The sequence below is a fragment of the Alsobacter sp. R-9 genome (assembly GCF_054612375.1).
Map to the genome: position 1 here is coordinate 396,348 of NZ_JBTSWJ010000001.1, position 23,339 is coordinate 419,686.

Annotated in this window: 16 protein-coding genes; 2 read left to right on the plus strand and 14 right to left on the minus strand. The window is 71.6% G+C overall.

Translation table 11 applies throughout. From position 1 onward, the window contains the following. Window positions 1-90: 90 nt before the first annotated feature. Together ACX9GQ_RS01845 and ACX9GQ_RS01850 are read right to left on the minus strand one after the other, a co-directional pair. Window positions 91-3,855 (minus strand): AAA family ATPase, encoded by a 3,765-nt coding sequence (locus tag ACX9GQ_RS01845; RefSeq protein ID WP_459627825.1) that lies wholly within the window; start codon window positions 3,853-3,855, stop codon window positions 91-93. A 3-nt stretch (window positions 3,856-3,858) separates the two neighbouring features. Further along, the gene (locus ACX9GQ_RS01850; RefSeq protein ID WP_459627826.1) at window positions 3,859-5,118 is read right to left on the minus strand and encodes an exonuclease SbcCD subunit D; all 1,260 of its coding nucleotides are present in this window, start codon (window positions 5,116-5,118) and stop codon (window positions 3,859-3,861) included. Between the two features lie 197 nt (window positions 5,119-5,315). Here ACX9GQ_RS01850 and ACX9GQ_RS01855 point away from each other — a divergent pair, with 197 nt between their 5' ends. Further along, the gene (locus ACX9GQ_RS01855; RefSeq protein ID WP_459627827.1) at window positions 5,316-6,506 is read left to right on the plus strand and encodes a M23 family metallopeptidase; all 1,191 of its coding nucleotides are present in this window, start codon (window positions 5,316-5,318) and stop codon (window positions 6,504-6,506) included. Between the two features lie 36 nt (window positions 6,507-6,542). Here the strand turns inward: ACX9GQ_RS01855 and ACX9GQ_RS01860 are convergent, their stop codons facing one another. Together ACX9GQ_RS01860 and ACX9GQ_RS01865 are read right to left on the minus strand one after the other, a co-directional pair. Beyond that, window positions 6,543-7,673, minus strand: coding sequence for an alpha/beta hydrolase (locus ACX9GQ_RS01860; protein WP_459627828.1), 1,131 nt, complete (start codon window positions 7,671-7,673; stop codon window positions 6,543-6,545). Continuing rightward, window positions 7,651-8,337: a Crp/Fnr family transcriptional regulator gene (locus ACX9GQ_RS01865; RefSeq protein ID WP_459627829.1), complete on the minus strand. Its 687-nt coding sequence runs from the start codon at window positions 8,335-8,337 to the stop codon at window positions 7,651-7,653. Before ACX9GQ_RS01865 ends, ACX9GQ_RS01860 begins: the two co-directional genes overlap by 23 nt. Window positions 8,338-8,552: 215 nt before the next feature. Between ACX9GQ_RS01865 and ACX9GQ_RS01870 the strand changes: the two genes are divergently transcribed. Next, window positions 8,553-9,716 (plus strand): CapA family protein, encoded by a 1,164-nt coding sequence (locus ACX9GQ_RS01870; protein ID WP_459627830.1) that lies wholly within the window; start codon window positions 8,553-8,555, stop codon window positions 9,714-9,716. Here the strand turns inward: ACX9GQ_RS01870 and ACX9GQ_RS01875 are convergent, their stop codons facing one another. From ACX9GQ_RS01875 to ACX9GQ_RS01920, 10 genes are all read right to left on the minus strand, one after another. Next, window positions 9,717-11,657 (minus strand): CocE/NonD family hydrolase, encoded by a 1,941-nt coding sequence (locus ACX9GQ_RS01875; protein WP_459627831.1) that lies wholly within the window; start codon window positions 11,655-11,657, stop codon window positions 9,717-9,719. It abuts the gene before it with no gap. Window positions 11,658-11,682: 25 nt separating this feature from the next. Then, window positions 11,683-13,254: an ABC transporter substrate-binding protein gene (locus tag ACX9GQ_RS01880; RefSeq protein WP_459627832.1), complete on the minus strand. Its 1,572-nt coding sequence runs from the start codon at window positions 13,252-13,254 to the stop codon at window positions 11,683-11,685. A 16-nt stretch (window positions 13,255-13,270) separates the two neighbouring features. Beyond that, window positions 13,271-14,299: an ABC transporter ATP-binding protein gene (locus ACX9GQ_RS01885; RefSeq protein WP_459627833.1), complete on the minus strand. Its 1,029-nt coding sequence runs from the start codon at window positions 14,297-14,299 to the stop codon at window positions 13,271-13,273. Beyond that, the gene (locus ACX9GQ_RS01890) at window positions 14,296-15,267 is read right to left on the minus strand and encodes an ABC transporter ATP-binding protein (protein WP_459627834.1); all 972 of its coding nucleotides are present in this window, start codon (window positions 15,265-15,267) and stop codon (window positions 14,296-14,298) included. Before ACX9GQ_RS01890 ends, ACX9GQ_RS01885 begins: the two co-directional genes overlap by 4 nt. 2 nt (window positions 15,268-15,269) lie before the next feature. Beyond that, a complete protein-coding gene (locus tag ACX9GQ_RS01895) occupies window positions 15,270-16,190 on the minus strand; it encodes an ABC transporter permease (RefSeq protein ID WP_459627835.1) in 921 nt (306 codons plus the stop codon). Beyond that, window positions 16,190-17,161, minus strand: coding sequence for an ABC transporter permease (locus ACX9GQ_RS01900; RefSeq protein ID WP_459627836.1), 972 nt, complete (start codon window positions 17,159-17,161; stop codon window positions 16,190-16,192). The genes ACX9GQ_RS01895 and ACX9GQ_RS01900 overlap by 1 nt, the downstream gene beginning before the upstream one ends. A 128-nt stretch (window positions 17,162-17,289) precedes the next feature. Then, the gene (locus ACX9GQ_RS01905; RefSeq protein WP_459627837.1) at window positions 17,290-18,180 is read right to left on the minus strand and encodes a LysR family transcriptional regulator; all 891 of its coding nucleotides are present in this window, start codon (window positions 18,178-18,180) and stop codon (window positions 17,290-17,292) included. A gap of 42 nt (window positions 18,181-18,222) precedes the next feature. Further along, entirely contained in the window at window positions 18,223-21,660 is a 3,438-nt protein-coding gene (locus tag ACX9GQ_RS01910) for an indolepyruvate ferredoxin oxidoreductase family protein (RefSeq protein ID WP_459627996.1), read from the minus strand. Between the two features lie 37 nt (window positions 21,661-21,697). Next, window positions 21,698-22,480: an ABC transporter permease gene (locus tag ACX9GQ_RS01915; RefSeq protein WP_459627838.1), complete on the minus strand. Its 783-nt coding sequence runs from the start codon at window positions 22,478-22,480 to the stop codon at window positions 21,698-21,700. After that, window positions 22,477-23,337, minus strand: coding sequence for an ABC transporter permease (locus ACX9GQ_RS01920; RefSeq protein WP_459627839.1), 861 nt, complete (start codon window positions 23,335-23,337; stop codon window positions 22,477-22,479). Before ACX9GQ_RS01920 ends, ACX9GQ_RS01915 begins: the two co-directional genes overlap by 4 nt. Between the last annotated feature and the right edge of the window lie 2 nt (window positions 23,338-23,339).

A 23,339-nucleotide genomic window follows, 5' to 3' on the forward strand; every position in this document is an offset into this window, starting at 1 on the left:
GTCCCGGCAAAGCTCTGGCTGCGCCGTGACTGTAGCGCGCTGCGGGGCGACGCGGCGACGATTCGTTGCGCGGCGAGGGACAGGACCTCCTCACGCGGCCCAACCCTCCGGGGCCGTCACCGCGACGGCGCTCCGCCCGGCGCCGTGGCGGGTGACCCGGACCTGCACCGGAATGCGGTCCTTCATCGCCTCGACGTGGCTGATGACCCCGACGGTGCGGCCCTGGCTCTGCAGCGCCTCCAGCGCGTCGATCGCCACTTCCAGGCTGTCGGCGTCCAGCGAGCCGAACCCCTCGTCGATGAACAGCGTGCCGGCAAGGCTGCGGCGCCCGCCGAGGCCGGCGAGCGCGAGGGCGAGCGCCAGCGACACGAGGAAGCGCTCGCCGCCCGACAGGCTGCGGGTGGAGCGCACCTCGTCCGCCATGTCGGCGTCGATGACGTGCAGCGCGAGGTCGCCCGCCCGCGCCAGCCGGTAGCGCGGCTTCAGCTCGGCCAGCCGCTCGTTGGCGAGCTCGACCAGCATGTCCAGCGTCACGCCCTGCGCGAAGCGGGCGAACCGGTCGCCGTTGCGGGAGCCGATGGCGGCGTTGACAGCGCGCCAGACCCCGGCCTTCTCCTTCGCCGCGGCGATCTCGCTTTCGAGATCCGCCACGGTGGCGCGCAGCGTGTCGTCGGTCTCGAGGGCGTTGCGGATCGCGCCGAGGCGCCCCTGCCGCTCGCCCAGCCGCGCGTCGATCTCCTCGCGCTGCGCGACGAGGGCGTCGCGGGATTCCTCGGGCATCCCCGCGGCCATCTGAGCGTCGCGGTCGGCCACTCGCGTCCGGCACAGCAGCGTCGCCGTCTGCACCGCCTCGTCGGCCGCGTGCAAGGCGGCACGCCAGCCGCCAACCTCGTGCGTCGGCACCGCCAGCAGGGCATCGCGTTCCTGCGCGGCGAAGCCCGCGTCCTGCGTGGCGCGCGCCAGCGCCTCGGCGGCGAGGGCCTGTGCCTCGCGCGCGTCCTCTGCGGCGCGGGCTCGCTCCAGCATGGCCGCCCGTGCCGCCGCGGCCCCGGCGTCGGCGCGCCGCAGGGCTTCGGCCGCGACATCCATGGCCTTGCCCGCGGCGATCCGCGCCGCGTTGACGCGCGAGCGGTGGCTCTCCGTGGGTTCGCCGCCGAGCAGCCGCGAGCGCTCGGCGACGATGGCGTCGCGCGCCGAAAGGCGGGCCGCCAGCAGGTCGGCCGTCTCGCGCAGGCTGCCGGCGGCGGCGGCCAGCTGCGCCCGTGCCTCTGCCTCGCGCGGGCGCAGGTCGGCGAGCATGGCGGCCGCATGGCCCGTGGCGGTCTCCGCCGCGCGGAAGGCCGGCGCAGCGGCGGCCAGCACGTCGCGTGCCGCCGCTGCCCGTGCGTCGCAGGCGTCGAGCTCCTCCAGGGTGACGCCGCCGGGAGCGATGAGCGGATGGAGTTCGCGTCCGCTGGACTCCAGCCGCTCGCCGAGGGTCTCCACCGTCTGGCGCGCCAGCGCCTGCGCCTCGCGCGCTCCTGCCGTTTCCCGTTCCAGGCGCCCCCGCTCGGCTCCCCTTGCCTCGATACGCTGCTGTGCCGCCTGCCGCTCGGCGACGAGAGCATCCAGCGCAGCGCGCTCGGCGCCGATCGCGGCGAAGGTCGCGCGCGCCTCCTCCAGCGCGCGGCCCGCCGCCGCTTCGGCCTCCCGCGCCAGAAGCGCCTGGCCTCCCGGCCGGTCGGCCAGCCCGAGCGGGAGGCCGAGGTCCGTCGCCAGCGGCCGGGCCGCTTCAAGGGCCTTCCGGTAGCGCAGCGTCTCCTCGTCCGCCTGCGCGGCGGCGCGGCGCGCCTCTTCGCCGGCGGAGGACGCCGCTGCCTCGGCACCCGCATGGCGCTGCTGGGCCTCCTTCAGGGCCTCGTTCGCCCCGCGCAGGCGAACGTGCGCGGCCTCCACGTCGGCCGCGAGATCCGCGGCCAGCTTTGCCAGCGCGCCATCCGCATGCAGCGGATGCTCCGTGGAGCCGCACACGGGGCAGGCCTCGCCGGGCACGAGCCGAAGGCGCAGCGCCGCCGCCTGCTCGGAGGCGGCATCCCGCGCCCGCGCCAGCGGCGCGCCGAGAGCCTCGATCCGGGCTTCGGCCAGCCGCGCCGCGTCGGTCGCCGCCGTCCTGTCCGCATCGGCCCGCGCGCGGGCTTCGCTCGCCGCCGCCTCGCGTCGCGCCGCGGCCTCCCGGTCGACGGCCGCCCGGTCGAACGCCTCGGCCGCCCGCGCCACCCCGGCGAGATGATCGCGCAGCGTTCCGAGGGCGGACATGCGATGGTGCGTGCCCGCCTCGTCGCGGGCATCCAGGGCGGTCCGCGCCTGCCCGAGCTCCCCGTCCAGTTCGTCGCGGCGCGAGACATCCGCGCGGTCGGCCGCGTCGATCTCCGAGAGACGGCGGGAGGCCGCCGCAGCGGTGGCCTCGTGGTCGGCGGCCTTCGTCAACGCCGCTGCCCGTTCGGCATGGAAGCTCTGGCGCTTCCTCAGCATGCCGTCGATCTCGTCCCACCGCTCGGCGAGCGGCCGCAGCGGAGCAAGGCGCGCGCGTTCGGCGGCTGCCGCAGTCTCCGCGGCCTGCGCCTCGGCGAGCCTTGTGGCCAGTTCGCGGGCCGTCCCCGCAAGGGCGGCGTGGCCGGTGGCGGCGTCCTCATGCCGACGCTGCGCGCTCTCGACTTCCGCTGTGGCCGTGGCCACGCCGGAGTCGAGGCGCTCCGCGTGCGACCAGACGGGCCCGAAGGACTTGAACCGTGCTTCCTCGGCGTCGTGCCCGGCGCGGGCGTTCGCCTCGACCTCCTTCGCGGCGGCCAGCGCCGCCTCCGCGCCTTCGGCCTGCAGGCGGGCCGTTTCCGCGGCCGCCTCGGCGCGTGCGGTCGCCGCCCGGGCCTCCGCTTCGCGCGCGTGGAGCGGCCGCAGGGGGTCCGCCCGGTCGTGGAGCGCCACGCGCCCGCGCGTCTCCGCGAGACTTGCCGCGGCCGCCGTGGCCTGCGCGAGGGCGGCCTCCGCCTCGGCTGCCGCGCGTTCCGCCGCCGCGATGGCGTCCCATCGGCCGATGGCGTCCGCGACCTCACGCCGCCGGCCGGCTTCGGCGGCGACCGCCGCATCGAGATCCGAGCGTTCGGCCACCAGCGCCGCGCGTTCCTCCTCGGTCTTCACCGCCACGCTGCCGCGGCGCACCTCGAGGTCGTGAACGATCCTGTCCGCCTCGGCGGTCCGCTCGAACACGCGCCGGGACATCTCGCGGTAGATGCCGGTGCCGGTCACCTTCTCCAGCACGTCGGCGCGGGCGGCGGTGTCGGCCCGCAGGAAGGCGTCGAAGTCGCCCTGCGCCAGCAGAACGGTGCGGCGGAACTCCTCGTAGGTCAGCCCGCTCGCGCGCTCCACCGCCTCGTCCGCCTCCCGGATGCTGCGGGCGATGACCTGGCCGTCGTCGATCCGCGCGACCTGACGGTCGACCGACTGCAGCCGTCCCGTCCCGCGGCCATGGGCCCGGCGCGCCGTCCACCGTGCGCGGTAGGCGATGCCGTCCACGCCGAGGAAGTCGACTTCGGCGAAGCCCTCCGCCGCGCCGCGGCGCAGGCAGGAACGAGGGTCGCTCGACTTCAGGGCGTCGCCGCTGGGGTCGGGAACATCCTCCGCGCCGCTCCCCGTGCCCAGCCGCGGGCAGTGCCCGTAGAGGGCGAGGCACATGGCGTCGAGGATCGACGACTTGCCCGCGCCCGTCTCGCCCGTGATCGCGAAGAGCCCCGCGGAGCGGAGCGGTTCGGCGGTGAAGTCGATGGAGAAGGTCTCGGCGAGGCTGGCGATGTTGCGTCCGCGGATGGCGAGGATGCGCATGGGTCAGCCCTCCATCTCGACGGCATGGAAGGCCGCCACGTGTTCCGGACCGGGAGGCACGCCGTGTTCCTCGACGAAGGCCTGGGCGAAAAGCTCGGCGGGCGACCGCTCGGAGAGCGGGACAGCGGGCTGGTTGGAGGCTTCGGCCGGGGTGGTCGACGCCGGCCGCTCCACCTTCACGCCCGCGCAGCGCACGGGGTGGTCCTGCAGCACCCGTTCCACCTCCGAGGCGAGGCCCGCCGTCGGCCCGTCGGGCGCGATGCAGACGTGGACGAAGGCGCGGCGCTCCGGCGGGGTGTCCGCGTCGAGAGGCAGTTCCGCGAGCGCGCGGTCCAGCGCCGACAGGGGCAGGGAGCCCGTCTCCGGCACCCGGATGCAGGGGACGGGGCGCGGCAGCGCGAGGTGCTCCTGGCGCACGCCGCTCCCGTCGATCTCGACCAGCGTCACGCCGTGCCGGTAGGGGAGCTCGGTCGCCGAGAGGGGAAAGGGCGAGCCCGCGTAGCGCACGGTCTCGCGGCCGACCGCCTGCGGCTTGTGCAGGTGCCCGAGGGCGACGTAGGCGAGATCGGCGGGAAAGACGTCGGACGGCACGGCGTGCTCGCCGCCCACGAGGATCCGCCGCTCCGCGCCCTCCGACTCCAGGCCCCCGGAGCAGTGCAGGTGCCCCGTCGCGACGAGGGGCAGGCCCCCGGCGGCGGCGACGGCGGCCTGCGTGGCCTCGGCGTACAGGCGGCGGGTGGCGCGCACGACCGGCGAGCCGCCCTTGGCGGCCTCGGCGTCCTCTGTACCCGCCTCCTGCGCCGCGAGCCCGAGGCCGGGCAGGTCGGCGGCACGCAGGAACGGAATGGCGAGGACGTGGGCGCGGACCGTGCCCTGCGCGTCGCGCAGCGGCACGAGGTGGCGGTCGAGGTCGATGGCGCCGTCGCGGCGGTGCATGACGCCGACCACATGGACGCCGATCGCCCGCAGCACCGCCGCCGGCGCTTCGAGCCGCCCCGCGGGATCGTGGTTGCCGGCGACCATCACCGTCGTCAGGTGCGGCCTGCGGCTGCGCATCGCCACGAGGGCCTCGTAGAGCATCTGCAGCGAGTCGCCGGAGGGGTTGATGCCGTCGAACACGTCTCCGGCCACCACCACCGCGTCGGCCTCGTGCTCGGCGACCATGTCGGCGATGCGGGCCAGGAACGCCCGGTGCTCGACCTCCCGCGACCACCCGTTGAGGGTCTGCCCGATGTGCCAGTCCGCCGTGTGGATGAAACGCATGACCCGCTCCTGCTCGTCTCCAGCCGTGCAGGCTAAGGCGCGGGGATGTCAAATGGTGACGCCGGGTGGAGGTTGTCCTTCCACCGTCCGCGCACTCTCCACGGGCATTTCTTCCGGAGGACGGTTCTCCCCGGCTTGACGCCGCACTCTCCACGCGGGGTACGCTGCTGCGGTAACTGCAGCGCGAGGCGTTTCCCATGCTCCGTTCGATCCTGGCCGCCTCGATACTTTCCGCGGCCGTCGGATGCCTGTCCCTCCCGGCCACGCCCGCCCGCAGCGCGTCGCCGCCCCAGTTCACCGCCATCTCCGTCGCGGGCGGGGACGGCAGGACGCACCTGGCCTACGAACTGCTCGTCGTGAACATGACGAACCTGGTGGTCGCGATCGACACGCTGGCCGTCGTCGATCCGGCATCCGGCGCCGTGCTGGCCTCGCTGTCGGGCGAGGGCCTGCGCAGCGTGTTCCGGCTCAACGGGCACGATCCGGCCGGCAATCTCGGACCGGCGCAGTCGGCGCTGGTGTTCGTCGACGTGGCGCTCCCGGCCGGCCTCGCGGCGCCGCAGGCGCTCGTCCACCGCATCACGACGACGCGGCAGATGAAGGCGGACGGGCCGGACATCCACAAGGGCAAACCCCTCGACGCCTCGATTCCGCTGCCCGGCCAGATCACGTTTGACACGGCGCCGCTTCCGGTCGACCGGCAGCCTGCCATCCGCCTCGCGCCGCCCCTGCGCGGGCCCGGCTGGATCGCAGCCAACGGCTGCTGCGCCACGATCACCTCCCACCGCGGGGCGGCCATGGCCTTCGACGGCCAGGTGCAGGTCCCGGAGCGCTTCGCCATCGATTTCGTCCAGATCGGCCCCGACGGCCGGCTCTTCTCCGGCCCCGCCGACCAGGTCGGGAGCTATCGCTACTACGGCGTGCCGGTGCACGCGGCTGCCGGCGGGACGGTGACGATGGTCGTGGACGGCATGGAGGAGCAGGTGCCGGGCGCCGTGCGCGCCGGCGTCACGCCCGAGAACGCGGCCGGCAACAGCGTGGTCGTCGACATGGGCGGCGGCAACTTCGCGCTCTACGCCCACCTGCAGACCGGCTCGGTGAAGGTGCGGGTCGGCGACACCGTGACGACGGGGCAGGTGCTCGGCCTGCTCGGCAACACCGGCAACTCCGACGCGCCGCACCTGCATTTCCACGTCATGAACGGCCCGACCCCGCTCGCATCGCAGGGCCTGCCCTACGTTTTCGACCGCTTCACCAGCGCCGGCCTCGCCGACCTCGACGATCCTGGGGCGCTGGACGGAAAGCCGGTGAGGGTGAACGGCGGGTGGAACGCCGGTCCGGCCCGCGACCGGCTGCCGCTCAACAACCAGGTGGTGAACTTCGACTGAGGATCGCGGACCGATCGCCTTGCCGAACCATCCGGCTCAGGGCGCGAGCCGGCGGTCGAGGAAGCCGGAAATCTCGGCAAAAGCCTCCTGCGTCTCGGGCGCGAAGGGCGTCAGGAACTGCGCGTGGCTCTGGGCCTCGAAAACCTGCAGCGCTGCCTCGACGCCGGCTTGTCGCAACCGCCGATGCACCCGGACCGTGTCGCTCAACAGCAGGTCGCGGGTGCCGGACGTGAGGATGACCGGCGGCAGGCCCTCGAAGCGGCCGTAGAGCGGCGACACGAGGGGGTGGTCCAGCGCCTCCCGCCCGGCATAGAGCCGTGCCGCACCACCCAGCCAGCCGTCCATCGACACGACGGCGTTGTCGACGAGGGCATTGGTCGCGGTGCTGTCGCCGCGCCCCGCGAGATCGGCCCACGGGCTGCCCGCCGCCGCGGCCGCGGGGAGAGCGGTCCCTTCGTCCCGCGCCCGCATCAGCAGGGACAACGTCAGGCCGCCGCCCGCGGAGGTGCCGAAGACGGCCATCCGCGAGGGGTCGGCCTGCGCCAGCAGGGCGCGCCACACGGCCAGGGCGTCGTCGAGCGCGGCCGGGAACGGGAAGTCTGGCGCCATCCGGTAATCGACCGAGACCACGCGCATGCGGGCGTAGCCGGCCATCATCATCCCCTCGCCAGCCCCGATCTCGCCGGGGAACAGCACGTAGCCGCCTCCATGCAGGTGCAGGAGAACGCGCCGGCGTTGGCGCTCGGGCATGTCGTCGGGAGTCGAGACGAAGACAGGCACGCCGCCGAGCGTGGCCGGTTCCACCGAGACTCGCAGACGCTCGCGGATCTCGGCCAGGATGGGATGGGGGCCCCTGGCGGTGCTGGCCGCCAGCGCGCGCCATCCCTCCGCGTCCGCGGGAACGCTGTTCCAGCCGGCGGGCAGCGGTGCGCCCACCACCTGGCGCATGAGGCTGCTCAGGTCGCCGGGAACGGGCAGGATCCGCGCCGGCACCTCGCGCGCGGCCGGCTCCGCGGCCTTCGCAGCCGCCGCGGCCAGCAACGGGAGTCCGCCCGCGAGCCGCAGCGCGGCCCAGCCGCCGGCCGTGGCGAAGAGGTTGCGGCGGGACAGGCCGATGCGGTGGATGCCGTCCATCTCCCGTGGCTCAGGCGCGCCTGCGGATGTCACGGTCCTCCTGCAACGGCCCCGTATCGTGGAGACGTGCGAGTTCCGTGCGCGCCTCGCCGAGTTCGCGTTCGAGGCGACCGAGGTTGGAGAACAGGCGGGCGCTCGCGAGACGCAGGAAGTAGAAGCCGAATTCCGGGTTCTGGAAGTAGAGAACGCGCCAGTCGGCGTAGGTCAGGACGAGAAGGCTGCCGTCCGACGAGCAGGCCAGCGTATCCGTGCGTGTCGTGCTCGGGTTGAGGATGCCCAGTTCTCCCACGATGTCGCCCTGCTGCAGGTCGATACCGAGGTCGATCAGGCGGAACGTGCCGCTGTCGACGACGAACATCTCCGCGGCGGTATCGTTCTTGCGGAAGACGACCTCGCCCGTCGAGACGCGGCGGCGCGACATGTAGGGCTTCATCCAGTCGAGCTTGAGATCGGATGCCGCTGCGCGGCTGACGTTGCGCGTCAGCGTCTGCATCTCCCTGAGGCGGATGATGTTCAGCGGCAGGAGCAGGCCGTGCAGCACGAGGATCGGCGTTGCGTGCGCCATGATCGCATAGGCGATGAAGGCCACGTTGCTGGCGATGGCCACCATGCGGATGTTGATCGCGGTCTTCATGAAGAAGGCCGCAAAGACCAGCCCGGCGGCGAGGTAGCCGCTCAATTCGACCCATACCGCCATGTGCCGCGCGCCCGCTTTGCCGCGATACGTCCAGCGGTCGCCGGACGCTAGAATTGCAATCTATAGCTGTAGAGAACGCGCGTCCGGTCAAGGCAGGAATCCCTGTTCCCCCTAGGATCGCGCTCCTCGACTGTCGCGGCCACGGAAGGAATCGCGTCGGAGGAGGTCGCCCCGTCCGCTTGCCATCGCGCCGGGCGCCGTCGCATCGTCCCGCCATGGCACCTCTCCTTGCGACGACGGGACAACTTCTGCTGCACGGCCCGCTCGAGACCGGCGAGGCGGCCGAGCCCCTGCGCCGGTTCCTCTCCGCCGCCGCTGCCTTCTCCAACCTGGAGGCCTGCGTCGATACGCCGGGAGCCTGGCCCACGAAGACCAAGACCCTCCATCTCGCCTCTCGCGACACCGTCGCGGGACTCCGGGACTTGGGCTTCCGGGCCCTGACCCACGCCAACAACCATGCCTTCGACCTCGGCCCTCCCGGGCTTGCACGGACGCGTGCCGTCGCGGAAGAGGCAGGGCTCGCCTTCACGGGGAGCGGCGTCGATGCGGCGTCTGCCCGGGTCCCGGCGTGGATTAGGACGGCGGACGGGGACGTCGCCGTTCTCGCCGTCGACCTTGGGCCGCAGCAAGATGTCGTCTATGCCGGTGCGGATCGGCCCGGCATCGCGCGGCTCGCTGTCCGCCGCACGATCACCCTGCCGGCGCGGCTCGCGGGTGCCCTGCGCGAGATCGACGACGCCCTCGGCGAGAGCGGGCGCCACCGCGTGCGGTCCGCCGTGGGGTACGAAGATCCGCAGGATGACGGAGGCTTCTCGCTGTTCGGCACGCGGTTCGTCGAAGGGACTGCCGTCGGCGACTGGCGACAGGCCGATCCGGGCGATTTCGCGTCGCTCGCATCGGCGTTCGATGCCGCCCGCGAGGCGGGAGCGGCGCTGGTTGCCGCGGTCCTTCACTCACACCACTGGGACGCGGACTGGGCCTGCACGCCCGGCTGGATGCTCGACCTCGCCCGCAGGCTGATCGACGCCGGCGCCGACTGCGTCGTCGGCCACGGCGCTCCCGTGCTTCAGGCCATGGCGATGCACCGGGGCAAGCCGATCCTCGCCGGGCTGGGAAATGCGGTCTTCCACACGCGACGGGGTGACGTCTATCGCCGCGAAGGGGTCGACGTGTTCCGCGGAGTCGCCGTCCGCCTCGCCTTTTCCGGCCGCTCGTGCGGGCGCATCGAGGTCATGCCGCTCCGTGTCGCGGAAGAGGCGGCCGATGGCGCGAGCCCGCCACCTCTTCCGCTCACCGGGGACGATGCGGAAGCCATGCTCGATCGCTTCACGAGCACGCTATCGCAGGCCGAGCGCGCCCTCGTCGTCCGCGTCGGCTGATCAGTTCGTCGCGACCTTTCGCAGCGGCACGAGCGTCGCGGGGTCGACCATCGGCAGCAGGATCCGGGACGGGCGCCCCTCGTCGCAGAACACCGTGTTGCGGGCCACGCGACGCGTGCGGCCGCGCCCCTCCGGCGCGCCGGTGTTGGGGTTCACGTCGAACTTCGGGAAGTTCGACGACGAAATGTCGATACGCAGCCGGTGGCCAGCCTTGACCAGCGCGGCCGTCGCGAAGGGTTCGATCGTGATGCGGAAGGGCACGCCGGCCTCGATCGGCTGCGGATTGTCCCAGCCGGTGCGGTAGCGACAGCGGAAGATGCCGTCCGTCAGCAGAACGGAATAGCCGGTGGGCCAGTCCTGCGACGGCGGGTGCACGTCGACGAGCTTGGCGGTGAAGTCCGTGTCGGGTGCGTCGGATGCGACCCACAGTTCGACCACGATGGGTCCGATGAGCGCGATGTCCCTCTCCAGCGGCGCACTCTCGAAGGCGAGCACGTCGCGCCGGGCCGTGAGCGGCATGCCGGATGCGGTGCAGCCGAAGAAGCGCTCGCCTTCGCGCTGGTCGAAGACGCCGCCCTCGAAGATCGGCTGCCCACTCGTCAGCGCCCCGCCAATGGTCGGGACGGGCCGATCGGGATCGAAGTCGTAGACGAACGGCTCAGCATCTGCGGCGGGCAAGGCCGGGTCGAGGCTGCCGTCGTCGTGCAGGTGCCACGCCTGCGTGACCGTGCCGGGCAACGGCCATGACGGCGCCTCGATCCAGCGGCCGCCGAGCCGGATCCGCCCCTTCTCCGTCCGGTCCCCGGGCCCGCCGCCCATGACGAAGAGGCGCGCCGCTGGGTCGCGGTCGGCGCCGTTTTCGACATCACGCAACCAGCGGTCGAACCAACGACGCCGGAAGCCGAGCCAACTGTCGCCGACCTGCCCGTTGAACGGCGCCTGCGGGCCGAAGTCGCCGTCGCCGGCGGTGGGCTTCTGGCGGTCGCCGTGCAAGCCTGCGCCCATGATCACCTGCACGTGCCGGCGCCCCCCGGCCGAGAGGCCGGCGAGATTGTCGAAGGTGGTCTTCACGTAGACGTCGTACCAGCTCGACATGAGCAGGACGGGGATGTCGGGCACGGCGTCATAGTGACCCTCGAGCCAGAGACCCGGCCGTTGCCACTCGGGACCGAAGGTCCCGGCGCGCCACTGGTCGAGGAGGTAGGACTCGTATTCCGGCACCCACCGCACAGGCGACCGCCCCTCGCTCCACGGCATGGAGCGGAACCACGCGTGCAGGTCCTCGGCGGCGAGAGCACGAGCCACCAGCGGATCCGCCTGCGCGACCGGCGCCTCGTGCGCCCGGTTGTAGGCCCAGGTCGCCTGCTTCAGTTCGAAGGCGCCACCCTGGCGGATGCCGCACAGGAAGGCGTTCGAGAAGCCGCCGGAGTCGAGCACCATGCAGGCAAGGCCAGGCGGCGACAGGGACGCGAGCGCCGCCTGCGTGTGGGCGGCGTAGGAAAGGCCCATCGTGCCGATGCGCCCGTTGCACCAGTCCTGCGCGACGATCCACGTGCAGGTGTCGAACCCGTCGGCGGCGTCGGACACATACTTGATGAACTCGCCTTCCGACCCGTACCGGCCACGGCAGTCCTGGTAGATGACGGCGTAGCCGGCGCGGACGAAGTGGCTAGCCACCTCGCCGCGCGCCATCGGGGCGTCCATCCCGAGTTCGATTTCCGCCCGGGACCGGGCGGTCTTGCCGTAGGGCGTGCGCTCCATGATCACCGGGAAGCGGCCCGCGCGCAGGCGCCCGGCTTCTGCCGGGAGGTAGACGTCGGTGGCGAGCCGCACCCCGTCGCGCATCTCCACCATGACGTCGCGCAGGACCGCGACGTCGTCGGCGATGGCGGCAAGGGTGCCGCCGGCGGGGCCGCGCACGGCTGTGGTGTTGGCAGTCACGGGCGGCTCCCGGTCGCGACGCTCGTCACTTGGCGATGGTGGCGAGCGCGGCGGAGGTGTCCTCGGCCATGTTCGCCTCGTAGCCGATGGTGTCCTTCGACGCCCACGAGACCGTCTGCCAGTAGAGCGGGACGATCGGCATGTCGGCGAAGACCATCCTCGTCGCTGCCTGGATGCCGGCGATCCGCTTGGCCTCGTCGAACTGACCCAATGCCTCGGTGAGCGCCTTGTCAAAGGCGGGGTTGGAATAGCGGGTGCGGTTGAACCCGCCGGTGCCGGCCTTGGGGTCGTTGGTCATGAAGAGGTTGCGCAGGCCCGGGCCCGAGGTCGGCGTGGTGTTGCCGAGCGAGAAGATGAAGGCCGAGAAGCTCTGCTTCGTCGCGGCGCCGGCATAGACGTTGTAGGGCTGGGCGACGACGCCGTTAACCTTGATGCCGCCGCGCGACAGCATCTGGCCGATCGCCTGCGCGATGTCCTTGTCGCCGGCGAAGCGGTCGTTCGAGGTGTGGATGGTGATGCCGAAGCCGTCCTTGAGCCCGGCCTCCGCGAGGAGCTTCTTCGCCCCGTCGAGGTCGAAGGCAATCGGCTTCAGGGCCGGGTCGTTCCCCTGCACGCCGGGCGGCACCAGCTGGCCGGCCGGGACGCCGGCCTTGTTCAGCACGCGGTCCACGATGGCGGGCGTGTTGATCATCCTGGCGATGGCGGTGCGGACGCGGACGTCCTTCAGCGGGTTCGGCACCAGCGGCTTGCCGGCGGCGTCGGTCACGAAGGGCGACTCGTCGCGCGAACTGTCGAGGGCAAGGTAGATCAGCCGCGCCGAGGCCGTCGTGTGCACCTTGATCCCCGGCGTCTTCTCCAGCGTCGGAAGGTCGGCCGGCGGCACGCCGTCGATGAGGTCCACCGCGCCCGAGCGCAGTGCGGCGACGCGGGCGGCGTCGTTGGTGATGAACTTGATCGTCACCGTCTCGAAGGCGGGCTTCCTGCCCCAGTAGGCGTCGTTCCGGGTCAGCACGACGCGGTCGCCCGGCACCCACTCCTTGAACTTGTATGGACCGGAGCCGATGGTCCCGTCGCCCCGGTTGTAGTCCTGCAGGCTCTTCCCCTGCGCGGCGGCGCGCTGGAGGATGTAGACGAAGCCGACGCGCTCCATGAGGTCCGGCGTCGGCTGCTCCGTCTTGATCTCGACGGTCGTCGCGTCGACGGCCTTCAGCCCCGTCACGCCGGAAACATTGTTGGAGAAGGGCGCCGGACTGTTCGGCACATTCTTCGCGCGCTCCAGCGAGAACACGACGTCGTCGGCCGTCACCGGCTTGCCGTCGTGAAAACGGGCGTCCGGCCGCAGCTTGATGACCCATGTGGTCGGGTCGGTGGTCGTCCAGCTCAGGGCGAGGCCGGGATGCATCGCGAGGCTCGCGTCGGGTTCGACCAACCGGTCGAAGATCTGCTGCGCGATGTTCTGGTTGGGGCCGGTGCGGGAGAACAGGGGGTCCATCGCCGACGGCTCGGTTGCCGTGCCGATGACGAGGTCCGCCGCGAACGCGGGTCCCGCCAGGACTGTTGCGGCGAGGAGCAGGGCTGCGAGACGACGATGCTTCATGGACGTTTCCCCAAGGTCATGCGGATGCGGCGGCCGGCGGGGCCGCCACTGTTCCGTCGTTGAGATGGCAGGCGGAAAGGTGTTTCTCGCCGACCGGGGCGAGCCGGGGTCGGGCGGCGGAGCAGGGCGCGAAGGCGCGCGGGCAGCGCGGGTGGAAGGCGCAGCCGGAGGGCGGGTCGAGGGGCGAGGGGATCTCGCCCCGGATGGGCGTGAAGTCGCGGCGACGGTCGCGGATCGACGGACGCTCCTTCAGCAGCGCGGCGGTGTAGGGGTGGTTCGGCCGCCCGAACACCGCGTCCGTCCCGGCGGTCTCGACGATGCGGCCGAGATACATGATCGACACCCGGTCCGAGACGTGGCGCACGACCTCGAGGTCGTGGCTGATGAAGACGTAGGTGAGGTCGAAGGCCTCGCGCAGGTCCATGAACAGGTTGAGGACCTGGGCCTGGATCGAGACGTCGAGGGCGGACACGGATTCGTCGCAGATGATCAGCTTCGGCCGCACGGCGAGAGCGCGGGCGATGCCGATGCGCTGGCGCTGCCCGCCGGAGAACTGGTGCGGGTAGCGCTTGCGATAGGACGGGTCGAGCCCCACGCGTTCCAGCAGCTCGCAGACCCGGTCGTCGACCTCACCCCGCCGCATCAGCCCATGGGCGAGCGGCGCCTCGCCGATGATGTCGACGACGCGCTTGCGCGGGTTCAGCGAGGACATCGGGTCCTGGAAGATCATCTGCACGGCGAGGCGCATCTCGAGTGCCTCGGCGCGCGCGAGGTCGCGGACGTCCCTTCCACGCCATAGCAGCGTCCCGGCCGTCGGCGGGATCAGCCCGGCCAGCACCCGCCCGAGGGTCGACTTGCCGCACCCGGATTCGCCGACGAGGCCGAAGACCTCGCCCTGGCGCACGGCGACGTCCACGTCCTCCACCGCGTGCACGACCTCCTTCTTCACATCGACGCCGAGGAGGCGTGCGGCGCGCTCGGCGATGTCGAGGTCGCGCGTGAAGCGGCGGGTGAGGCCCCGTCCCTCGATCAGCGGCGCGCTCATGCGGCGGCTTCCGCGAGCGGGTGGTGGCAGCGCCATTGGCGATGCCCGGCGATGGTGACGGTGGGCTCGCGCTCGCAGTCCGGCCGGGCGGCGAAGCAGCGCGTGCGGAAGGCGCAGCCGGTCGGCCGTGCGCCGGGGGCGGGCGAGAGGCCCGGAATCGGGCGCAGGCGCTGGCCGCGCTGCGTGCTCCCAGGGAGCGCATCCATCAGGCCGCGGGTGTAGGGGTGGGCCGGCCGGTCGAGCACGTCGTCGACGCCGCCTTCCTCGACGATGCGGCCGGCGTACATCACGGCGATCCGGTCGGCGAGGCTCGCCACCACGCCGAGGTCGTGGCTGATCCAGATCAGAGCCATGCCGAACCCGTCGGCGAGTTTCCGGACCTCGTACAGGATCTGCGACTGGATGGTCACGTCGAGCGCCGTCGTCGGCTCGTCGGCGATGATGACGTCGGGGCGGTGCAGGAGCGCGATGGCGATGGCGACGCGCTGGCGCATGCCGCCGGAGAACTGGTGCGGATAGGCCTTCAGCCGCTCGTCCGGCGAGGGGATGCCGACGAGACCCAGCGCATCGCGCGAGCGCGCACGGGCGTCGGCGTGCGACACCGCGTCATGCGCCAGCACCGCCTCCACCATCTGCGTCTCGATGGTGAGCACCGGGTTCAGCGTCATCATCGGGTCCTGGAAGATCATCGCGATCCGCCTGCCCCGCACCCGGCGCAGCGTTTCGGGCGATGCGCCGACGAGGTTCTCGCCATCGAGCAGCACGCGCCCTCCGGCGACCCGGCCGGGCGGCTCGACGAGGCCGAGGATCGAGAAGCCCGTCACCGACTTGCCAGAGCCGGACTCGCCGACGAGGCCCAGGATCTCCCCGCGCCCGACAGAGAAGCTGACGCCGTCCACGGCGCGCAGAGGCCGGTCCGGCGGGCCGAAATGGGTCTCGAGGTTCTCGACACGGAGCACGGCCGTCACGGTCAGCGCTCCGCCAGCCGCGGGTTCAGCACCTCGCGCAGCCGGTCCCCGACGATGTTGATGCTGAAGACGAGGGTGAGTAGCAGCAGGCCGGGATAGACGCTGATCCAGTACTGCCCCGAGAGCAGCACCTGGTAGCCGTTGGCGATCAGCAGCCCGAGGGAAGGCTGCGTGATCGGCAGGCCGATGCCGAGGAAGGAGAGCGTCGCCTCCGCGGCGATGGCGTTGGCCACCTGCAGAGTGCCGATGACGATGAGGGGCGAGAGGCAGTTCGGGAGCAGGTGGCCGAAGAGGATGCGGGGCTTCGACAGGCCGAGCATCCGCGCCGCCTCGATGTAGTCCTTCTGCTTCTCCACGAGCGCGGCGCCGCGCACCGCACGCGCGAACATCGCCCACTGCACCAGCACGAGCGCGAAGATCACCTTGCCGACGCCCTGCCCGAGCAGGGCGAGGAGGATCAGTGCGACGAGCAGCGTTGGAAAGCCCAGCATCAGGTCGACGATGCGCATGATCAGGCTTTCCACGCGGCCGCCGAAGAACGCCGCGGCGAGGCCCAGCGTCGTGCCGACGACGAGCGCCGCCACGCCGGCGAAGACGCCGACGAAGAGCGACGTGCGCAGCCCGTAGATCATGGCCGAAAGCATGTCGCGGCCCTGGCCGTCAGTGCCGAGCCAGAAGGTGCCCCCGCTCATGCTCTCCGATCCCGGCGGGAGCTTGGCGTCCATGATGTCGAGCGTGTTGAGGTCGTAGGGATCCTGCGGGGCGAGTGCAGGGCCGAACAGGGCGGCCGCAAGGAGCAGGAGGCAGACGACGGCCGCCACCGTCGCCTTGGGGCTCTTCAGCACCCCGGCGAGCGCACGGCCGGCGGGTGCGTCGGAGGCGGCCAGTGCGTCGAGGCCGAGGCGGGCGGACAGTGTGGCCATCACGTGCGCCCCAGCCGTATGCGCGGGTCGAGCCACGAGTAAAGCACGTCCACGACGAAGTTGAGGACGATGAACAGGCTCACCACGACGAGCAGGTAGGCGACGACCACCGGCCGGTCGAGCTTCATGATGCTGTCGATCAGCAGCTTGCCGATTCCCGGCCACGCGAAGATCGATTCCGTCACCACCGCGAAGGCGATCAGCGAGCCGATCTCCATGCCGACCACCGTGACGAGCGGGATCATGATGGTCTTCATCACGTGCACCAGGACGATGCGCCGCTCGGTGAGTCCCTTGGCGCGGGCGAAGCGGACGAAGTCGAGCGGCATCGTCTCGCGCACGCCGTTGCGGGTGAGGCGGATCACCAGGGCCAGCTTGAAGAGCGCGAGGTTCACCGCCGGGAGGATCAGGTGGCGGATGCCGTCCCAGGTGGCCAGGCTGGTCTCGATGCCGAGGATCGTGCCGGTGGCCCCGCGGCCCGTCGAGGGCAGCCACCCGAGCCAGACCGAGAAGATCATGATCAGCATCATGCCCTGCCAGAAATTCGGCAGGCTGAAGCCGAGGATGGACCCGGTCATGATGGTCTCGTCGGCGAACGAGCGCGGTTTCAGGCCGGCGGCGAGGCCGAGCGGGATGCCGAGGACGAGGGCGATCAGGACCGCGACGAAGGCCAGTTCCAGCGTCGCGGGCAGGCGCCCGAGGATCAGCGAGATGGAGGGCTGGTCGAAGACGAAGGATCGTCCGAGGTCGCCGTGCAGGGCGTTGACGAGAAAGGTGAGGAACTGCGCCGGCAGCGGCTTGTCGAGCCCCAGCGCCGCCTCCACCTGCGCGCGCTCCGCCGGCGTCGCATCCGGCGCGATCAGCATCTCCGCGGGATCGCCGATGGCGTAGACGCCGAGGAACACGATTGCCGCCGTCGCGGCCAGCACGACCAGGCTCTGTAGCAGGCGGCGGATGACGAAGACCGTCATGACGGCGGGGGACTCCCGGCAGGCGATGAACAAGAGTGCGGTGATGCGCGAAGTCGCGCAATCCTATGCGCGAAATGCATCGGCTCATCCGGAGCGCGCTGTGGTGACCACCCGATTGGCGGCGGCCTTCACTCGCCGCGCAGGCGTGCCGCCAGGATCGTGACGAAGCCTTCCGCCATCCGCGAAAGCGGCGCGCCCTTGGGGGTCACGATGCCGTAGTCGCCGTGGACGCCGGGCTCGAAGGGCACCTGCACGATGGGCAGGTGGGAGAACAGGCGGGCGAGGACCGCCGGCACCACGCCGACGCCGAGCCCGCGGGCGACGAAGGCGCAGGTCGCCTCGACGGAGTGGACCTCGATGCGCGCTACGGGCGACACATGGTGACGGCGCAGCAGCCGCTCGAAGCCGGCACGGGCCGGCCGCTGGCGCCCCAGCAGGATCAGCGGGTGTCCGGCGAGGTCGCCGGGCCGGACCACCTTGCGCTTCGCCAGCGGGTGCCCCTTCGGCACGACGCAGGCCGAGGCCGAGCGCAGGAGCACGCGGCTGTCGAGCCCGGATTCGTTGGCGGGCAGCGCTACGAAGCCCAGATCGGCGACGCGGGAACTGACCATGTGCAGGATGGCGTCGTAGTGCCCGCCGATGAGCTCGATGGCTGCGTCGGGGCGGCCGACGAGCCACGCCTCGATCACCTCCGGCATGAGCGACGTGATGAGCGAGTGCGGTACCGCGACCTTCAGCAGGTGCTGGCCGGTCGTACCGGCCTTGATGTCCTCTGTGTAGCGCTTGAGGCGGGTCAGGATCGCCGTCAGTTCGCCGACCTCCTCGAGCAGGGCCTGCGCCTCGGGCAGGGGCACCAGCCGGCCCTTGTGCCGCTCGAAGAGCGCGAAGCCGAGTTCCTCCTCGAATTGCGTCAGCTGGCGGCTCACGGCGGACTGGGACAGCCGCAGCATGCTGGCCGCCGCCGTCGTGGAGCCACCCCGCATGATGGCCCGGAATACCTCGATCTGGCGCAGCTTCATGATGAGACGATGGGATCGTGATGCATGGCGAGGCCGTGACCGTCAGGCCGCCACGTCGGCGCGCGCCTGCCGCCACTGGCCCAGCAGTTCGTCGCGTCTCAGGGACGCACGCTCGACCGCCGCGAGCTTCACCGGACCGAAGCCGCGGATGTCCGAGGGCCAGCCGGCGAGCCGGACGGCCGCGGCATGATTGTCTGGCGTCAGGCCGTCGGCGATCTCGCCGACGAGGCCGGCGTACCCCTCGACGAGACGGCGCTCCATCCGCCGTTCCTGCGTGCGGCCGAAGAGGTCGAAGGCCGTCCCGCGCAGCGTCCTGAGCGATGCCAGCAGCCGGAACACCGGAAGCATCCAGGCGCCGAACGCGATCTTCGCGGGACGCCCCGTACGCGGATCGGTGCGCGCGAGCAAAGGCGGGGCGAGATGGAAGCGGAGCCTGGGTCGCCCCTCGAACGCATCGCCGAGGGCCTCCCGGAAGGATGGCAGCGTGTAAAGCCGTGCCACCTCGTACTCGTCCTTGTACGCCATCAGCCGGAAGGCGTTGTCGCAGACTGCCTCTGCGAGGCCGGAGAAGCCGGGCCCGAGACGCTGCTCGGCGGCCTTCGCCCGCGCGACCAGCGCCTCGAAACGGGCTGCATAGGCCGCATCCTGATAGTCGGTCAGGAACGCGACGCGGCGCTTCAGGCGCTCGGCGGGGGAGCCATCAGGGGCCGCGCCCTTCGGGACGCCCTGCAGCAGCGGTGCCCCGGCGTCGTGGGCGGCGAGGCGTCCGAGGGCGAAGGCGGCGCGGTTCATCGCGACGGCGACGCCGTTGAGCGCGATGGCGGCGTCGAGTGCCCCGAGGCTGCACGGGACGAGCCCGCGCTGCCACGCGAACCCCAGCACCAGCATGTTGGCGGCGATGGCGTCGCCCAGCAGGCGCGTGGCGAGGTCCGTGGCATCGACGGCGAGGGGCGCCTCGCCCGTGGCTCCGGCGATGGCCGAGGCCAAGGCCGCCCCACGGATGTCCACGGCATTGTCCTTGACGAAGGCCGCGGTCGGCGCCACGGCGCGGTCGACGACGGCGCGGGTCCTTTCCTTCGCGGCCGTGCGCAGCGCTACCGGCCCGGCCGCCGTGACGAGGTCGAAGCCAAGCAGCGCGTCGGCCTCGCCCCGGCCGATGCGGATGGCGTTGAGGTGGCCCGGATCGCGCGCGAGGCGCAGGTGGGAGAGGACGGCGCCGTTCTTCTGCGCGAGGCCCGTCTGGTCGAGGGCCTGCACGCAGTGGCCGTCGAGATGCGCTGCCTGGGCGAGGATCGCGCTGACGGTGAGGACGCCCGTTCCGCCGATTCCAGCGAGCAGCATGGCCCAGGGCTCAGCGAGCGCCGGCAGCTCCGGCTCCGGAAGGCCGGCCGTCAGTGCCGCCGGGTCGGGCAGCGCGACCTGGCCACGGCGCGGCACGGCGCCTTCCACCGTGACGAAGCTCGGACAGAAGCCCTTGATGCAGGAGAGGTCGGTGTTGCAGCTGGACTGGTTGATCCGGCGCTTGCGGCCGAAGGCCGTTTCGACCGGCTCCACGGCAATGCAGTTCGACACGGCGGAGCAGTCCCCGCAACCCTCGCAGACGAGCTCGTTGATGAAGGCCCGGCGCGGACCGGACTCCATCTGCCCGCGCTTCCGCCGCCGGCGCTTCTCCGCGGCGCACACCTGGTCGAAGACGATGGCGGTGACGCCGGGGATTTCCCGCAGCCGGCGCTGCACCTCGTCGAGTGCGTCGCGATGGCTCAGCGTGACGCCGGGGAGCTGGCCGAGCCACCTGTCCGGATCCTCCGCCACGACCTCGACGCGGGCCACGCCCTCCGCCTCGAGCTGCCGCACGAGGTCCGGCACCGTGAGGTCGCCGTCGTGCCTCTGGCCGCCCGTCATGGCCACGGCGTCGTTGAACAGGATCTTGTAGGTGGCGTTGACCCGGACCGCGACGGAGGCGCGGATCGCCAGCAGCCCCGAGTGGAAATAGGTGCCGTCACCCATGTTGACGAAGATGTGCCGCTCGTCCGTGAACGGCGCCATCCCCGTCCACGCCACGCCTTCTCCGCCCATCTGGGTGAAGGTGGCAGTGGCGCGCTCGGGCACGCCGATCACCATCATGTGGCACCCGATACCGGTCGAGGCGCGGCTGCCCTCCGGGACGCGGGTCGAGATGCTGTGCGGGCAGCCGGCGCAGAAATAGGGCTCGCGCGTGGCGCCGGCAGCCGGGGCGGGAATGGTCGGTTCCGGCGCGAGCACCGCTGCGGCACGGGCCGCCAGGTCATCCGCCGCCGGGCCGAGCAAGCGCAGGAGCGCGCGCGCGATCATCGCGGGATCGATCTCGCCCCACGCCGGCAGGAGCGGGGCGCCGTCGAGCCCCGCCTTGCCGACGATCCGCGGGCGACGGTCCGCGGGCCGGTTGAAGAGGTGGGCCTTGATGTCCGTCTCGATGACCGGCCGCTTCTCCTCGACGACGAGCACGGTCTCCAGCCCGTCGACGAACCGCTCCAGTCCCTCGGGCTCGAGCGGCCAGACGAGCCCGATCTTGTAGAGCCGCAGGCCGAGGGCCTCGGCCCGCCGCTCGTCGATGCCGAGCAGGGCCAATGCCCCCAGAAGGTCGAGCCATGCCTTCCCCGAGGCAACGACGCCGACCCTCGCACGGCCCTCGCCCGTCGTGACGCGGTTCAGCCGGTTGGCGCGGGCGAAGGCCAGCACGGCCGCCATCTTGTCCTCGAACAGGCGGCGCTCCTGCGCGGCCGGGCCGTCGGGCCAGCGGATGCCGAGCGATGGGGCGCCTGCCACACCCGCTGGAAAGACGATTTCCGGTTGCAGCGGGTCGACCTCGACGGTGGCCGTGCTCTCGACGATGTCCGTCTGGCACTTGAAGCCCACCCACGAGCCCGAGAAGCGGCTCATCGCCCAGCCGAGCAGTCCGAAGGCAGGGAACTCGCCCACCCCGGCCGCGCTCAGCAGCGGCACCATGGCGGAGATGAGGTTGTGCTCGCTCTGGTGGGGCAGGGTGGACGACACCGCCCCGTGGTCGTCGCCGACGAGCAGCAACGCGCCGCCGTTTGGAGCGGTGCCGCTGGCCTGCGCGTGGCGGATGACGTCCATGCTCCGGTCGACGCCGGGGCCCTTGCCGTACCACAGGCCGAAGACGCCGTCGTAGCGCGCGCCGGGGAACAGGCCGAGCTGCTGTGTGCCCCAGACGGCGGTGGCCGCTAGGTCCTCGTTGAGGCCGGGCCGGAAGACGATGTCGTTGCGGGAGAGCAGGTGGCCTGCCTTCTCGAACTCCCGGTCGAGGCGGCCGAGCGGGGAGCCCCTGTAGCCCGAGGCGAAGCCCGCGGTGTGGAGCCCGTTGGCGCGGTCGCGTGCCTTCTGCATGAGCATCATGCGCACGAGCGCCTCGTTGCCCGAGAGCAGCACGCGCCCGCGCTCCAGCGTGAACTTCTCGTCGAGCGACGGGGGCTGCTGCATTTCGCTCAAGGCGCTCCTGGTTGCTCGCGCGCGGGCGTCAGAACCGGTGGATGCGAAGGCCGAGCACCTTCTCGATCACCAGAACCACCGCGATCGTCATCGCGATGCTGACGGAGGATACCGCGGCCGCCTCCGGCGTGAAGTTGGTGCGCAGGTAGTCGAAGATCTGGATGGGCAGCGTCGACGTTCCGATCCCCTTCAGCAGGAAGGAGATGGTGAACGTGTCGAACGAGATGATGAAGGCGAAGAGCGCGCCGCCGATGACGCCGGTCTTGATGAGCGGCAGCATGACGCGGGTGAAGCGGGTCCAGCGACCGGCGCCGAGGCTGCGGGCCGCAAGGTCGTAGGTGGGGTCGAAGCTCTCGAGTGCGGCCGCCACGTTCATGAACACGAAGGGCAGCGTGATGATCACGTGGCCGATGATCATGCCGACCATCGTGCGGGTGCCGAGCCCGATGGCGTAGAAGAAGAACAGCAGCGCGATGGCCGTGAGCACTTCCGGCAAGAGCAGCGGCGCCAGCATGGCGACGCGCACCGGCTCCTTCCAGCGCCCCGCGAAGCGCACGTGGTAGATCGCCGCCGCGGTCCCGATGATCGTCGAGATGACGGTGGTGACGGTGGCCACCCACAGCGAGGTGCGGATGGCGCGCATGAACACCTCGTTCTCGAAGAACACGACGTACCAGCGCAGCGACAGGCCCTGCGGCGGAAAGGTGAGGAAGTTCCCCGCGTTGAAGGACGCCGCCACGACCACGACGATGGGCGCCAGCAGGAAGGCGTAGACGAGGATGCAGAAGGCCGTGAGGAGGCGCGTGCTCATCGGGCCACCTTCCAGCGCATCCGCGTCGCCCGCGCGAAGGCGACGACGCACAGCGCGCCGATGACGGAGAGGATGAGCGCGAGCGCCGAGCCGAAGGGCCACTGGAACGTGTCGATCAGCGCGTCCACGACGGTGACGGCCATCGTCTTCACACGCATCCCGCCGATGAGGGCAGGGGTGACGTAGGCGCTGATGGCGAGCACGAAGACGAGGATGCATCCCGTCTGGATGCCCGGCATGGCGAGCGGCAGGACGATCCGCCGGAAGGCCACGCCGCGGCTCGCGCCGAGCGACCGGGCCGCCTGCTCGAGGGAAGGGTTGATCCCCTGGATGGCCCCCATGATCGGCAGCACCATGAAGGGCAGGAGCACGTGGGTGAGGGCGATGACGATCCCGAGCCCGTTGTACATCAGCGGCAGGGGGCTCTCGATGACGCCCCAGTCCCGAAGGGTGCGGTTGATGACGCCGTTGTTGCCGAGGAGCACCGTCCATCCGTAGGAGCGGATGACGATGCCCACGAGCAGCGGCGCCAGCACGATGCTGTAGTAGAGGCCGCGCAGCCGGCTCTTCGTGCGGGCGATGTGCCAGGCGACCGGGAAGCCGATGACCAGCGCGCAGGCGGTGACGACGGCACCGATCCACAGCGTGTTCGCCACCTGCAGCAGGTAGAAGCCGTCGGAGAAGAACTTGCGGTAGGCCGCCAGCGACCACCCCTCGCCGTAGGGCGTGCCGGAGCCCGGTGCACGCACGCTCATCAGCACGATGTTGACGTAGGGGATGACGAGGAACACGAGCAGCAGCAGGGCTGCGGGCGCCAGCAGGAGCAGCGCGGCCGTCGGCCGGCGAGAGCGTGCCACCG

What these genes read in the sequence shown, in the direction of transcription:
- ACX9GQ_RS01895 (WP_459627835.1), bottom strand. Translation starts at nt 16,190, where the DNA reads ATGGCCACACTGTCCGCCCGCCTCGGCCTCGACGCACTGGCCGCCTCC.
- ACX9GQ_RS01845 (WP_459627825.1), bottom strand. Translation starts at nt 3,855, where the DNA reads ATGCGCATCCTCGCCATCCGCGGACGCAACATCGCCAGCCTCGCCGAG.
- ACX9GQ_RS01910 (WP_459627996.1), bottom strand. Translation starts at nt 21,660, where the DNA reads ATGCAGCAGCCCCCGTCGCTCGACGAGAAGTTCACGCTGGAGCGCGGG.
- ACX9GQ_RS01880 (WP_459627832.1), bottom strand. Translation starts at nt 13,254, where the DNA reads ATGAAGCATCGTCGTCTCGCAGCCCTGCTCCTCGCCGCAACAGTCCTG.
- ACX9GQ_RS01885 (WP_459627833.1), bottom strand. Translation starts at nt 14,299, where the DNA reads ATGAGCGCGCCGCTGATCGAGGGACGGGGCCTCACCCGCCGCTTCACG.
- ACX9GQ_RS01900 (WP_459627836.1), bottom strand. Translation starts at nt 17,161, where the DNA reads ATGACGGTCTTCGTCATCCGCCGCCTGCTACAGAGCCTGGTCGTGCTG.
- ACX9GQ_RS01915 (WP_459627838.1), bottom strand. Translation starts at nt 22,480, where the DNA reads ATGAGCACGCGCCTCCTCACGGCCTTCTGCATCCTCGTCTACGCCTTC.
- ACX9GQ_RS01905 (WP_459627837.1), bottom strand. Translation starts at nt 18,180, where the DNA reads ATGAAGCTGCGCCAGATCGAGGTATTCCGGGCCATCATGCGGGGTGGC.
- ACX9GQ_RS01865 (WP_459627829.1), bottom strand. Translation starts at nt 8,337, where the DNA reads ATGGCGGTATGGGTCGAATTGAGCGGCTACCTCGCCGCCGGGCTGGTC.
- ACX9GQ_RS01850 (WP_459627826.1), bottom strand. Translation starts at nt 5,118, where the DNA reads ATGCGTTTCATCCACACGGCGGACTGGCACATCGGGCAGACCCTCAAC.
- ACX9GQ_RS01855 (WP_459627827.1), top strand. Translation starts at nt 5,316, where the DNA reads ATGCTCCGTTCGATCCTGGCCGCCTCGATACTTTCCGCGGCCGTCGGA.
- ACX9GQ_RS01870 (WP_459627830.1), top strand. Translation starts at nt 8,553, where the DNA reads ATGGCACCTCTCCTTGCGACGACGGGACAACTTCTGCTGCACGGCCCG.